General features: G+C 61.1%; 10 protein-coding genes. 1 reads left to right on the forward strand and 9 read right to left on the reverse strand.

The features are described from left to right. Nucleotides 1-35: 35 nt before the first annotated feature. From J7655_RS11630 to J7655_RS11645, 4 genes are all read right to left on the reverse strand, one after another. Nucleotides 36-1040 (reverse strand): response regulator, encoded by a 1005-nt coding sequence (locus tag J7655_RS11630; RefSeq protein WP_230924583.1) that lies wholly within the window; start codon nt 1038-1040, stop codon nt 36-38. Next, a complete protein-coding gene (locus J7655_RS11635) occupies nt 1037-4678 on the reverse strand; it encodes a PAS domain S-box protein (protein WP_230924584.1) in 3642 nt (1213 codons plus the stop codon). The genes J7655_RS11630 and J7655_RS11635 overlap by 4 nt, the downstream gene beginning before the upstream one ends. A gap of 186 nt (nt 4679-4864) precedes the next feature. Further along, nucleotides 4865-6769, reverse strand: a complete 1905-nt coding sequence (gene htpG, locus J7655_RS11640; RefSeq protein WP_230924585.1) for a molecular chaperone HtpG — start codon at nt 6767-6769, stop codon at nt 4865-4867. An 84-nt stretch (nt 6770-6853) separates the two neighbouring features. Continuing rightward, entirely contained in the window at nt 6854-8101 is a 1248-nt protein-coding gene (locus J7655_RS11645) for an MFS transporter (protein ID WP_230924586.1), read from the reverse strand. A gap of 303 nt (nt 8102-8404) precedes the next feature. Between J7655_RS11645 and J7655_RS11650 the strand changes: the two genes are divergently transcribed. Next, nucleotides 8405-8683, forward strand: coding sequence for a hypothetical protein (locus J7655_RS11650; RefSeq protein WP_230924587.1), 279 nt, complete (start codon nt 8405-8407; stop codon nt 8681-8683). Nucleotides 8684-8726: 43 nt separating this feature from the next. Here the strand turns inward: J7655_RS11650 and J7655_RS11655 are convergent, their stop codons facing one another. The 5 genes from J7655_RS11655 to sucC all read right to left on the reverse strand — a co-directional run bounded on the left by J7655_RS11655 (nt 8727) and on the right by sucC (nt 13684). After that, nucleotides 8727-9122, reverse strand: a complete 396-nt coding sequence (locus tag J7655_RS11655) for an MAPEG family protein (RefSeq protein ID WP_230924588.1) — start codon at nt 9120-9122, stop codon at nt 8727-8729. Then, nucleotides 9119-9853, reverse strand: a complete 735-nt coding sequence (locus tag J7655_RS11660; RefSeq protein WP_230924589.1) for a DUF599 domain-containing protein — start codon at nt 9851-9853, stop codon at nt 9119-9121. The genes J7655_RS11655 and J7655_RS11660 overlap by 4 nt, the downstream gene beginning before the upstream one ends. 104 nt (nt 9854-9957) lie before the next feature. Next, nucleotides 9958-11271, reverse strand: a complete 1314-nt coding sequence (gene brnQ / locus J7655_RS11665; protein ID WP_230924590.1) for a branched-chain amino acid transport system II carrier protein — start codon at nt 11269-11271, stop codon at nt 9958-9960. 359 nt (nt 11272-11630) lie between these two features. Then, complete coding sequence (gene sucD, locus J7655_RS11670) at nt 11631-12518, reverse strand: succinate--CoA ligase subunit alpha (RefSeq protein ID WP_230924591.1); 888 nt, start codon at nt 12516-12518, stop codon at nt 11631-11633. Further along, nucleotides 12518-13684, reverse strand: coding sequence for an ADP-forming succinate--CoA ligase subunit beta (sucC, locus tag J7655_RS11675; RefSeq protein ID WP_230924592.1), 1167 nt, complete (start codon nt 13682-13684; stop codon nt 12518-12520). Before sucC ends, sucD begins: the two co-directional genes overlap by 1 nt. Nucleotides 13685-13743: the final 59 nt, after the last annotated feature.

A 13743-nucleotide genomic window follows, 5' to 3' on the forward strand; every position in this document is an offset into this window, starting at 1 on the left:
CAAGCGGGCAGAAGGCAGGTTTTACACAGAAGATTTCAGCTGGCCGGCTGCTCGGCCCAGCGTTCCTTGATGCGCAGAATTTCCGGCAGACAGTCGATGAACAGCTCGACCAGGCGCGGATCGAAGTGACGACCACTCTGTTCACGCAGGAAAGCCACGGCATCCTCCACGGACCAGGCCTGCTTGTAGGGCCGCACGCTGGTCAGGGCATCGAACACATCGGCAATGGCAACGATGCGCCCTTCCAGAGGGATATCCTCCCCCCTCAGGCCATTGGGGTAACCGCTGCCATCCCACTTCTCATGGTGCGACAGGGCAATACGATGCGCCGTGCGCAGCAGCCCAGAGCTATGCTCGCCGATGATCCGCGCACCGATTTCTACGTGCTGACGCATCACCTGCCACTCCTCTTCGTCGAGCTTGCCCGGCTTGCGCAGCACCGCATCGGGAATGCCGATCTTGCCGACATCGTGCATCGGCGCGGCGTTGAGCAGCTCCTCGGCCGTGCTTTCGCTGAAGCCGGCCGCCAGCGCCAGCACCCTGGAGAAATGACTCATGCGAATCACGTGCAGACCCGTTTCATTATCCTTGTACTCGGCAGCCATACCCAGGCGCTGAACGATCTGCAGGCGGGTCTGCCTGAGCTCGTCGACACGCACCAGCGACAGATGCGTGCGCACCCGCGCCCGCACGATGGGTGGGCTGACCGGTTTGGTGATGTAGTCCACCGCACCGACTTCGAAGCCGCGCGTCTCATCCTCGACGTCGCCAAGGGCGCTGACGAAGATCACGGGAATGGCCTTCAGCTCAGGGCTGGCCTTGAGCTGCTCGCACACCTCGTAGCCGGTCATGCCGGGCATCATCACGTCGAGCAGGATCAGATCGGGCCGCTCGCGCTCGGCCATTTCCAGCGCGCGCATGCCCTCCTTGGCGAACAGCAGGCGGTAGTCCTCCTGCAGGATATGGCGCAGCACCTGCAGGTTGGTGGGTTCGTCATCGACCAGCAACAGCAGCGGACGGGTATCGGCAGCCTGATTCATGATGGAGTCGTTTCCTCGTCTTGCAGTTGCAGCAACAGTTGATCGAGCACCAGCAGTGCCTGATCGAAATCGAAGTCATCGAGCGCCTGACGCAGGCTGCTCAGGGTGCTGGCGTGGGCGCTGCCGCTTGCAGCCCGCTCGATGGCCTGCAGTGCCTCATCGTCGAGGCTGCCACGCACCAGGGCGCTACGCAGTTGCATCGCATGGCTGAGCAACACCTGCGGATCAATGCTCGAACCGAGCACATCGGCGCTGGCCTGCGGCACCTGCGGCAGGTTCTCGCGGATGGCCTGCAGGGCTCGCTCGAGGTCGCGCAGCAGCCTGCCCAGCGTGGCTTGGTCATGTGCGACGAACGCCTGCTCGATTTCCCGGCCGAGGCTGCTCAGATGGTTCAAGGCCAAATTGGCGGCCGCACCGTGCATGCGATGTGCAAGTGCCCGCCCGTTTTCCCAGTCGTGCGCCTGCACCGACTGCTGCAAGCGCATGCTCAGGTCAGCCTGCTCGGTGATGAACACGCTGATCGCCTGTGCCATGCGTAACGGCCCACCCCATAAGCGGCTGCCACGCACCCAGTCGAACAAGCTGTCGTCGGCAACTTGGGTGGCACTGACGACGGCGCCGGGCACATCGGTCAGACCCAGCAGACGGGCAACTTCCCAAAGCAGTGCGTTGAGATCCAAAGGCTTCGAGGCGAAACCATTCATCCCCGAGTCCAACGCTGCCTGACGGTCCTGATCAAGTACGCTGGCGGTCAGAGCAATGATCGGAATCGGCTCTCGCGCCTCGGCGGCCTCCAGCTGGCGGATTCGTCGCGACGCTTCCAGGCCGTCAACACCCGGCATCTGCACATCCATCAGGATCAGATCGAAACGCTGCTGGGTGAACGCCTGTAGTGCGCCTTCACCATCGGCGACGCAGTGTACGCGATGGCCGAAATGCTCCAGGGTCAGTTGCAACAATTCGAGGTTCTGCGGCACGTCATCGGCCGCCAGAATATTCAGCCGCCCCAGTTCAGGCAGCACGGCGCGTTGCTGCGACGCCAAGCGCTTGCCGGCGCGCAGCGGCAATTCGATGCTGAAGCAACTGCCCTGCCCTTCTGTACTTTCGACCCGCAAGCGCCCCCCCATCAACTCGACCAATTGCCGAGAGATGGTGGTACCGAGTCCGGTACCACCGAAACGTCGACTCATCGACGCATCGGCCTGAGCAAACGGCTCGAAGATCTTCTCCAGGCGGTCGGCTGCGATACCAATGCCGGTGTCTTTCACCGCCAGACGCATCGCGCCCGGCTCACCCGTCACTTTCAGGCGAACCTCGCCGTGCAGGGTGAACTTGACCGCATTACCGAGCAGGTTGGTCAGCACTTGTTGCAATCGCAGTGGGTCCCCGCAGAAGAACTCGTTGGTCGTTGCCGGGAAATCCAGATGCAGTTGCAGGCCTTTGCTTTCGGCCGTCAGGCGCTGCGTTGCGAGCACCTGCTCGCACAGTTCGCGCAGGGAGAAATCCAGTTGCTCCAGCTCGATGGCGCCCCGGTCGAGCTTGGCCGTGTCGAGGATGTCATTGAGCAAGCCCAATAATGAACGCGACGAATGCTGCACGGTACTCAGATGGCGACGCTGTTCACTGGAAAGCGGGGTTTCCAGCAGCAGGTCGGTAAAACCGATGATGGCATTCATCGGCGTACGAATTTCATGACTCATATTGGCCAGGAAGCTGCTGCGCGCGGCAGCGGCGGTCTCGGCACGATCACGGGCAGCCCGCAGATCCTGTTCCATGACGCGGCGCGGGGTCAGGTCGGTTGCCAACTTGACGACCTTGAACGGCTTGCCGTCGGTGTCGAGGATTGGGTTGTAGCTGGCCTGAATCCAGACATCCCGTCCGCCCTTACCAAAGCGGTGGTATTCGCCTGCACGAAAATGACCTGCACGCAGATCCATCCAACCCTGGCGATAGGCATCGCTTGCTACCAGCTCAGGAGCGCAGAACATACCGTGATGGCGCCCTACCACTTCCTCCTTTTCATAACCAAACAACGCCAACGCATTGTCATTGACCTCTAGGATATTGCCGTCGAGGTCGAACTCGATCAGTGCCATCGCCTTGCTGATCGCGGTGACCTTGCCCTCGTACTCTGCATTGCGCCGTTTGGTTTCGGTCTGGTCGAGCAACACGCCGTCGATCCAGCGCGGCATACCATTCTCGTCGCAAACCGGGCTACCACTTTCCCATATCCAGAGCTCGGTTCCGCTACGATCAAAGAGACGATATTCGACGGTATAGTTGCACCCTTGCTCAACGGCCTGAACGACCTCGTCAACGACCCGCTGGTAGTCGTCCGGGTGATACATATCAGCAATCGAACAGCGGCGACTGATGAAGTCGTCCGCGCTCCACCCCGTGAGGGTCTGCACCGCATCGCTGATAAATATCATGGTCCAGTCCCGGTCCAGCATGCAGCGAAACGACACACCAGGAATGTTGCTGATCAACGAGCGGTACTGCTGCTCGCTGTCACGCAGGGCTCTCTCCATGGCCTGTCTTTCGCTGATGTCGGCGACGAATACCACGAACAGCGGCCGGCTGCCTGAATGGGTAACGCCAACGCTGATGCGCACAGGTTTTTCTTCACCCTCTCGGGTCAGGCACACCAGCTCCTGCTCGCCCGCCGGCATCGTCAGGCGTCCGGTTCTGAGGTAGCTCTCCAGCAGTGCCTCCACCTGTTCGACATGGCTGGCAGGCATCAGCGAGCGCATGTGCATGCCCACCAGCTCGTGCGGTGACCAGCCGAATAGGCGCGAAACCGCACGATTGGCCGAGCGCACAGTGCCGGTGTGATCAACGGTGACGATGGCATCCAGCGCGGTATCGAAGATCGAGCGCAGATGCTGTTCGCTGGCCTTGAGCTGGAGGCTCATGCGGCGATAGCGCAGCAGCGTGTTGGCCGCCACCACGAAGACGGTCAGAGTGACGGTCAGCAGCGTGATGGCAATCGCGATATAACCACTGTCGACCACTGCCATCGGCACCTCGGACTCAGGCGTACCGACAAAACGCGCCGCGGCCATACCGGTGTAGTGCATGCTACTGATCGCCAGCCCCATCACCAGGGCGCTGAGCAGAAGCGCCCAAAGCGTCGGCAAACGCCCCTCCAGACCGAAGCGTACCCACAACGCCAGGATGGCCAGGGCAACGGCGACAACGATGGACAGGGCGAACATCCAGGGGTCATAGCGCAGCAGAGGCGCCATCTGCATCGCCGCCATACCGCTGTAGTGCATGGCACCTATACCGGCCCCGACCAGCACACCCCCAACACAGAGTTGCAGCAGGCTCAAGTCGCGCCGCGCCAGCAGAGTAAGTGCGACCCACGAAGCAGCCAGGCTCGGCAGCATCGATAACAGCGTGATGCCCGGATCGAATCGCACTGCCGCACACAGTTCGAAGGCGAGCATGCCGAGCACATGCATGGACCAGATGCCGCCGCCGAGGGCGAGTGAGCCGGTGAAAATGGTGATCTGTCGGGCGACCGGATGCGAATTGACGCGCGCTTCGCCGGCCAGCTGCAGCGCCATGCCGGCGGCGAATACGGCAATGGCCAGCGACAACAGTACCAACTGCGGGTCGTAACGACTGAGCACGAGGACACCGGGATCCGCGCCCATGATGAAAAAAAGCTCGAGAATCGACATACAACCCCAGGACGCGACAGACCGCCAGCTAATTGCCAGCATCTGAAACGACGGGGCCTCGCTTGTCAATTAAAGCCGATCAATCACCCCCATAGAAAAGCCCGCCGAAGCGGGCTTGTCCTATTGCCAGATAGATCAGGCGGAGAGCTCCACCAGCAGCTTGTTCAGGCGCTGCACGTAAGCGGCTGGATCCTTCAGGCTGTCGCCTGCGGCCAAAGCGGCCTGGTCGAAGAGGATGTGCGAGAGATCGGTGAAGCGATCCTCGTCCGGCTCGGCATCCAGGCGCTCGATCAGCGGGTGCGCAGGGTTGAACTCGAAGATCGGCTTGGCATCTGGCACTTTCTGTCCGCTGGCCTCGAGAATCTGGCGCATCTGCAGGCCCAGATCCTGTTCGCCAATGGCAAGAATCGCCGGCGAATCAGTCAGGCGGTGGGAGACGCGCACTTCGGCCACCTGCTCTCCCAGCGCGCCCTTGAGCCGCTCGATCAGCCCTTCCTTGGCCTTGGCGACTTCTTCCTGGGCCTTCTTGTCTTCTTCAGAGTCCAGTTTGCCCAGATCCAGGTCGCCACGCGCCACGTCGACGAACTGCTTGCCGTCGAACTCGGTCAGGTAGCTCATCAGCCACTCGTCGATGCGGTCGGTAAGCAGCAGCACCTCGATGCCTTTCTTGCGGAAGACTTCCAGGTGTGGGCTGTTCTTGATCTGCGCGTAGGACTCGCCGGTGAGGTAGTAGATCTTGTCCTGACCTTCCTTGACCCGACCGAGGTAGTCGGCCAGCGCGACGGACTGCTCGTCGCCCTCGCCTGCAGTGGAGGCGAAACGCAGCAGACCGGCGATCTTCTCCTTGTTGGCGAAGTCTTCCGCCGGGCCTTCCTTGAGCACTTGACCGAAGGCCTTCCAAAACGCCTTGTAGTCGTCCGGCTTGTCCTTGGCCAGCTTCTCCAGCATGTCCAGTACGCGCTTGGTCAGCGCCGACTTCATCGAATCGATGACCGGGCCGGACTGCAGGATTTCGCGGGAAACGTTCAGCGACAGGTCATTGGAATCGACCACGCCCTTGATGAAACGCAGGTACAGCGGCAGGAACTGATCGGCCTGATCCATGATGAACACGCGCTGCACGTAGAGCTTGAGGCCCTTGGGTGCTTCGCGGTGGTACAGGTCGAACGGAGCACGGCCCGGCACGTAGAGCAGCGAGGTGTACTCCAGCTTGCCTTCGACCTTGTTGTGGCTCCAGGTCAGCGGGTTCTCGAAGTCATGGCCAACGTGCTTGTAGAACTCCTGATATTCCTCGTCCTTGATCTCGGTACGTGGGCGGGTCCACAGGGCGCTGGCGCGGTTGACGGTTTCCCACTCGACCTCGGCTGGCTTGTCCTTTTCTTCGCCATAGTGCTCTTTCGGCAGCTCGATGGGCAGCGCGATATGGTCGGAGTACTTCTTGACGATATTGCGCAGACGCCAGCCATCGGCAAATTCTTCTTCGCCGCTCTTCAGGTGCAGGACAATGCGGGTGCCGCGTTCGGCTTTCTCGACGTTGGCAACCTCGAACTCGCCCTCGCCCTTGCTCGACCAGTGCACGCCCTCGGCAGCAGCCAGACCGGCACGGCGGGTGAAGACCTCGACCTCATCGGCAACGATGAAGGCCGAATAGAAACCCACGCCGAACTGGCCGATCAGGTGCGAATCCTTTTTCTGGTCGCCGGACAGGTTCTTCAGGAAATCGGCGGTACCGGATTTGGCAATGGTGCCCAGGTGGGTGATGACCTCTTCGCGACTCATGCCGATGCCGTTGTCTTCGAGGGTGACGGTCTTGGCGTCCTTGTCGAAGCTCAGGCGGATCTTCAGCTCGGCACCGCCCTCAAGCAGCTCGGGCTTGGCCAGTGCCTCGAAACGCAGCTTGTCGGCGGCGTCGGAAGCGTTGGAGATCAACTCGCGCAGGAAGATTTCCTTGTTCGAGTACAGCGAATGGATCATCAGGTGCAGCAGCTGCTTCACCTCGGTCTGGAAGCCCAGGGTTTCTTTTTGAGTTTCCACACTCATGGTCGTCTAACTCCACATGCAGGACTATGCCGCGCGGGCGGCGGATGTCATGCAGATGGGGGCAGTCTGATCAATTTCAAGGGCTTAGGGTTCGAGCAGTTCCAGGCGAGCAATTTCCTCCGGTTTGAAACTGAAACTGGCTTGTCCGCCACCGCTGCCCATTTGCTGGCTGAGGCGGATGCTACCGTCGGCATCGATCCCCACGAAGCGGCCTTCGACGGTGCCGCCACTGGCCCGGCTCAAACGCATGCTGAGCATGCGGTACTGCTCCGGGTTGCGCTGCAGGCGCGCCAGACTGAAACGTTGGCGGCGATCCAGTGGCCGGCTTTGCCGCTCCTCGACCGGGGCAGTTTCACGCGATGCCTGCGGCTGGGGCGTGACACTGTTGGGCAATGCGGCAAATCGGTCGCCCTCCACCCCCCAGCCTTGCTCGGCGCGTTTGTGCAGGCGCAGCGGCAGACGCTCGTCACGCCCGTCGACCTGCACCTCGACCTGCAACTGCAGATGATCGCCCGTGAAGGTGAACACCGGCAATTTCAGTTCGCGCACGTTGCGTGTAGCGAAACGACGCTGCAGATAGTCATGCAGCACATGGGCGATGGTGTCGCGCGAGTCGAAGCGCGTATCGACCCGGCCATCGACATAACGCAAGCGGTCACGGTACAACTCGACACGCCCACTGAGGCTGGTCTTGAAGCGCGGCGGCATGACCAGATGAAAGTCTCCGACCAGCCTGTTGGGCGCTTGCGGCTGCAGGTCCAGGTGCAGCGTGTAGCCACGGCTCAGGTGACGGGCCTCGGGTAGATCCTGTTCCGGGAGCAACCAGCTCAGCTCGACCTCCGGGAGCTCGCCAGTATCCTGCGGCAACACATCGACCCGTACCGCCCCCTCGACAGCCTGTGGCAGGCGAATGCTCAGCTCACGCAAGGCAAAGAAATCCAGCCCCTCACGCAACACCAGCACATCATCGATCAGTTCACCCTGCTGCGGTCGAAAGGGCTGGCCATTGAGCTCGCCCGCAAGTTCGATAGCCAACTCAGCCGGCGCCTGCGTCTCGGGCTTGAGCCAGTCGAGACGGACTATCGCCGCCAGGCGCTCGGCATCCTTGCTGGCCAGCATCGTCAGCCCCACCACCAGAGGAATGCAGCCCAGCGCAATCAGCCCCACGGCACTGCGCGCACGCGGCCAGTGACGCAGTATGTAGATCAGGGTGATGGGTGCAATAAGGCTGCCCCAGCCCCATAGCAGACTGGTGGCGAAAGCACGCATCACCAGCCACACCAGGCCCGCCAGCATCAGCAACAGGCCACCAATAATCAGCAATGCGTCCATCCGGATAATCCTTGTCAACAATTCGCTGCGCTGCCGGCCGAGCCTCTGCCGGCAGCGACTCAACCCTGGTGCTTCGACCTTGCGTCGTGTGCACAGCCCGCCACGATAAAGAGCCACGCTGCGCGAATCTATCGAGAAGTCGATGATTCTGGGCAAATCTGCACTGCAGCGCATCAACAGACATCACGGCACCCCGTACATCCGCTGCCTCCAGGGAACTTATCCGGCACGCAGGCGCTCGAAGAGGCAGTGTGTTCAGGCTTCGCCTGGCCGCCGCAAACTCTCACACATGGAGTGATAACCGTGAAAAAAACCCTGACTTATGCCCTGCTGCTTGCCACTGCCCTGGGTCTCGCCGCCTGCGAGAAAACCCCGGAAGACAAGATGGAGTCGGCCAAGGAGTCAGTCTCCGAAGCGATGGAGAACCTGGGCGATGCAGCCAAAGATACGGGCGAAGCCATCGAACAGAAAACCAATGAAGCCCTGGGTAACGAACCCACCACCGGCGAGAAAATTGAGGATGCGGCCGACGCCATCGAGGATGCTGGCGACGAAGTGAAAGATGCCGTCGACGCTCAGTAATCCCGAGTGATGAACAAGGAAGGCCCGCAATGCGGGCCTTCTTTCATTTCAGCGCCGGGCTGAGCATCAGCAACAGGCTGCACACCAACCCTACCACCCACACCAGACTGCGCTGCCAGTGCAGATCCCACCAGTAGCACAGCAGATACAGTACACGGCTGACGACGAAGGTGATCGCCAGCACGTCAACCAGAGTGCCATAGGTTTGCGTGGCATGCGCCATCAGCACACCCGCCGCAAACAGCGGAAAGGCCTCGATGCTATTGAGATGCGCCGCCAGAGCACGCGCACCAAACCCCGTCAGGCGCGCCTGCTGGGCGCGCGGGTGGCGGTTGTCATAGCGCCCGCCGCCCTCCTCGGCCATGGCCCTGGCGACGGGCGCCTTGGCGATGAAGATCAACAAGGCGCTGATGAACACGCACCAGAACGGAATGCTCATTCACTCTTCTCCTTGGCCACCTCGGCGGCCGGCGTAGGGGTATAGACCATCACTTCCAGCACATCCGAATGGAACTCACGGCGATATAGCACCACGACCACGCCGGCCGTGACCAGCATGAAGAACCAGGGGTTGATGAACCAGGCCAGCGTCGCCATGCCGAAGTAATAGGCGCGCAGACCGAAGTTGAACTGGTTGGCCGCCATCGAGATCACCCGCGCAGTACGCTCGGCGAAGGCTTTGCGCTCCTGCTCGGTGACATGCCGCTCACCCACCATCGGCGCCGAGCCCACCAGCACGGCGGCGAAGTTGTATTGGCGCATGCACCAGCTGAAGGTGAAGAAGGCGTAGACGAAGATGATGCCCAGGCACAGCAGCTTGATTTCCGACAGCCCCCGACTGGCCTGTTGCACGAAGGGAATGTCGGCCAACAACGACAGCGCACGGTCGGAGGCCCCCAGCACGGTGAGGATACCGGCCAGGATGATCAGGGTGCTGGAGGCAAAGAAGGAAGCATTGCGCTCGAGATTGCCGATCACGTTGGCGTCGGCGATGCGGTTGTCGCGCAGCAGCATGCGGCGCATCCAGTCTTCCCGGTACAGGTGCAGCACACTGGCCAGGCAGGGTGTGGTTTGCGCCTTCAGGGAGGCGTAGCGGGTGTAACCGCCCCAGCAGACGACGAACCAGAGCGCAGCGAGTACATGAGGCAGGTACGGATAGCTGTTGAGCATGCCAACTCCTTGTAGGACTGCCGCCGATTATAGCCAGCCTGCCTCTTTCCTTGTTCGACAAAAAAGGCCGCCTTGTGGGCAGCCTCGTTTGTCTTACACGGCGCTTAAGCCGTGGCGTTCTGGCGCAGACCCAGAATGCGATCCAGCACCACCATTACTGCCAGCGTCACCGCCACCGGCAGCAGCCAGCCCAGGCTCTGACCGGCCAGCGGCAACTGCCCGAACCAGGCCGGCACCTTGTCGGCCCAGGGCGTCGCAGCAATACCATCGGCCACGCCGAAGACTAGGGTAACGGCCATCACCGGCACGAACACCAGCGACTGGGACACCCACAGACGACTGGCCAGGCTCAGGGCGACCAGCACGATGGCCAGCGGATACAGGCCGACCAGCACCGGAATGGAGAAGCTGATCAGCTGAGTCAGGCCCTGATTGGCCACCACCAGGCTGAACAGCCCGAAGGCAATCACCACGCTGCGATAGGACACCGGCAGCAGCTTGCTGAAGAACTCGCCACAGGCAGTCAGCAGGCCAACCGCCGTAGTCAGGCAGGCCAGCGTAATGACCACCGCCAGCAGCAGACTGCCTGGGGTGCCGAAGGTGTGCTGGACATAGGTAGTCAGAATCTGCACGCCATTTTGCGCATCGCCCGCGATACCCTGGCTGGTTGCGCCGAGGTAGAACAATGCCAGATACACCAACGACAAGCCGATGGCCGCAATGATGCCGGCGATGACCGAGTAACGGGTCACCAGCCCCGCATCACTGACGCCGCGGTCGCGAATCGCACTGGCGATAACGATGCCGAACACCAGCGCACCCAGGGTATCCATGGTCAGATAGCCCTGCAGGAACCCCTGCAACAGCGGCGTCTCGCGATAACTGTCAGCGACCACGCCAATCTCGCCAGCCGGGGCGAACAGGGCTGCACCACCGAGCACCAGAAGCGCTGCCAGCAAAACCGGAGTGATGAACTTGCCGATGCGGTCGACCAGTTGCCCCGGATTGAGGGAAAGAAACAGTACGGCGGCGAAATACACCAGGGTGTAGATCAGCAGCGGCGTGCCTTCGTTACCGGTGAACGGCGCGATGCCCATTTCGAACGACACCACTGCCGTACGGGGCGTGGCAAACAACGGGCCGATGGCCAGGTACACCGCGACAGCCAAAGTGGCGCCTGCCACTTTGCCCAACGGCGCGGTGAGCACATCCATACCGCCGCCGACACGGGCCAGCGCCACTACCGTCAACAATGGCAGGCCAACACCGGTCAGCAGAAAGCCGATCGCGGCAGGAAGCAGATTCTCCCCTGCAGCCAGGCCGGCACTGGGCGGGAAGATGATGTTGCCTGCGCCGAGAAACAACGCAAAGGTCATGAAGCCGAGGGCCAGGAGGTCCGAGCCTTTCAAACGAGTCATAAGGGGAAATACCACAAGCAGGAAATCGAAGAATTGCGGGGGTTTCCTTGAGGGATCCGGGAAACGTCGCCCGAGCGTTTGGCTCGAACCACTGCATGCATCGCCAGGCGCTTGTGACGCCACGGACACGGTAAGGGGCGGATACTAGCGAAAAGCGACCTGCAGCAGCACAGTTGCCGGACAAGCTGTCGGACTGACGTAACTGACTGTCGCATCAGCAAAAGTTATTCAGACTGGGAACACCACAGCGGCGCATTTCTGCCGCGTTGATACGCAGTGTCGTGGCCACCATGCCCCCATCACTGCACATACAAAAAGACCACCCGAAGGTGGTCTCTTTGCGATCAGTCAGCGAAGGTTTAGGCCTTCTTGACTTCCCAACCGGTCAGCTCGGCCAGGGCCTTGCCGATGTCAGCCAGGGAACGCACGGTTTTCACGCCAGCGTCCTGCAGTGCAGCGAATTTCTCGTCTGCAGTGCCCTTGCCGCCGGAAATGATGGCGCCAGCATGGCCCATGCGCTTGCCGGGCGGAGCAGTCACACCAGCGATGTAGGACACTACAGGCTTGGTGACGTTGGCCTTGATGTAGGCAGCCGCTTCTTCTTCAGCAGAACCGCCGATCTCACCGATCATGACGATCGCTTCGGTCTTCGGGTCTTCCTGGAACAGCTTCAGGATATCGATGAAGTTGGAGCCCGGGATGGGGTCACCACCGATGCCCACGCAGGTGGACTGGCCGAAACCGGCGTCAGTGGTCTGCTTGACGGCTTCATAGGTCAGGGTGCCCGAACGGGACACGATGCCGACTTTGCCTGGCAGGTGGATGTGACCCGGCATGATGCCGATCTTGCACTCGCCGGGAGTGATCACGCCCGGGCAGTTCGGGCCGATCAGGCGAACGCCCAGCTCGTCGCAGATGACTTTGGCATCCAGCATGTCCAGGGTAGGAATGCCTTCGGTGATGCAGACGATCAGCTTGATGCCGCTGAATGCCGCTTCCAGGATCGAGTCTTTGCAGAACGGAGCCGGAACGTAGATGACCGAAGCGTCAGCGCCAGTGGCTTCAACGGCTTCTTTCACGGTGTTGAACACCGGCAGGCCCAGGTGAGTGGTGCCGCCCTTGCCCGGAGTCACGCCGCCAACCATCTTGGTGCCGTAGGCGATGGCTTGTTCGGAGTGGAAAGTACCCTGCGAGCCGGTGAAGCCCTGGCAGATGACTTTGGTGTCTTTATTGATCAGGACGCTCATTACTTGCCCTCCGCAGCTTTGACGACTTGCTGAGCAGCGTCGGTCAGGCTGGTTGCCGCGATGATGTTCAGGCCGCTTTCAGCCAGGACCTTGGCGCCCAGCTCAGCGTTGTTACCTTCCAGGCGGACGACCACCGGGATCTTCACGCCGACTTCTTTTACTGCGCCGATGATGCCGTCTGCAATCAGGTCGCAACGAACGATGCCGCCGAAGATGTTCACCAGAACGGCAGCAACGTTGCTGTCGGACAGGATGATCTTGAAGGCTTCGGTCACGCGCTCTTTGGTTGCGCCGCCACCTACGTCGAGAAAGTTGGCTGGCTTGCCGCCGTGCAGTTTAACGATGTCCATGGTACCCATTGCGAGGCCTGCACCGTTAACCATACAACCGATATTGCCATCTAGTGCAACGTAGTTCAGCTCGAAGCTGGCAGCGTGGGCTTCACGAGGATCGTCCTGCGACGGGTCGTGGAAGGTCTTCAGCTTCGGCTGACGGTACATGGCGTTAGCGTCGATGTTGATCTTCGCGTCCAGGCAGTGCAGGTCACCGTCGGCCTTGATGACCAGCGGGTTGACTTCCAGCAGCGCCAGATCGTGATCTTTGAACAGCTTGGCCAGACCTACGAAGATCTTGGCGAACTGAGCGACCTGCTTGCCTTCCAGACCCAGCTGGAAAGCCAGCTCACGACCCTGGTAGGGCTGAGCGCCAACCAGCGGATCAACGGTGGCCTTGAGGATCTTCTCAGGGGTTTCGTGGGCCACTTTCTCGATGTCCACGCCACCTTCGGTGGAAGCCATGAACACGATACGACGGCTGGAGCGGTCCACTACAGCGCCCAGGTACAGTTCCTTGGCGATGTCGGTGCAGGATTCGACCAGGATTTTGCTGACCGGCTGACCGTTGGCGTCAGTCTGGTAGGTCACCAGACGCTTGCCCAGCCAGTTGGCGGCGAAGGCCTTGGCGTCTTCTTTGCTCTTGACCAGCTTTACGCCACCGGCTTTACCGCGGCCACCGGCGTGGACCTGAGCCTTGACGACCCACTCACTGCCGCCGATTTTTTCGCAGGCTTCTGCGGCTTCTTCGGGGGTGTCTACCGCGAAGCCCTTGGATACGGGCAGGCCGTATTCAGCGAACAGCTGCTTACCCTGATACTCGTGAAGATTCATGCTTGTCTACCGTCTTCGTTTAGGTATTGCGCATTCGGCGCTGTACTTGTGATACCGCG

Origin of the sequence: Pseudomonas wenzhouensis (genome assembly GCF_021029445.1) — a bacterium.
GTDB classification, from domain to species: domain Bacteria; phylum Pseudomonadota; class Gammaproteobacteria; order Pseudomonadales; family Pseudomonadaceae; genus Aquipseudomonas; species Aquipseudomonas wenzhouensis.

Coding starts and splice junctions, on each gene's coding strand:
- J7655_RS11630 (WP_230924583.1), bottom strand. CDS start 1,040: ATGAATCAGGCTGCCGATACCCGTCCGCTGCTGTTGCTGGTCGATGAC.
- htpG (WP_230924585.1), bottom strand. CDS start 6,769: ATGAGTGTGGAAACTCAAAAAGAAACCCTGGGCTTCCAGACCGAGGTG.
- J7655_RS11645 (WP_230924586.1), bottom strand. CDS start 8,101: ATGGACGCATTGCTGATTATTGGTGGCCTGTTGCTGATGCTGGCGGGC.
- J7655_RS11655 (WP_230924588.1), bottom strand. CDS start 9,122: ATGAGCATTCCGTTCTGGTGCGTGTTCATCAGCGCCTTGTTGATCTTC.
- J7655_RS11660 (WP_230924589.1), bottom strand. CDS start 9,853: ATGCTCAACAGCTATCCGTACCTGCCTCATGTACTCGCTGCGCTCTGG.
- brnQ (WP_230924590.1), bottom strand. CDS start 11,271: ATGACTCGTTTGAAAGGCTCGGACCTCCTGGCCCTCGGCTTCATGACC.
- sucD (WP_230924591.1), bottom strand. CDS start 12,518: ATGAGCGTCCTGATCAATAAAGACACCAAAGTCATCTGCCAGGGCTTC.
- sucC (WP_230924592.1), bottom strand. CDS start 13,684: ATGAATCTTCACGAGTATCAGGGTAAGCAGCTGTTCGCTGAATACGGC.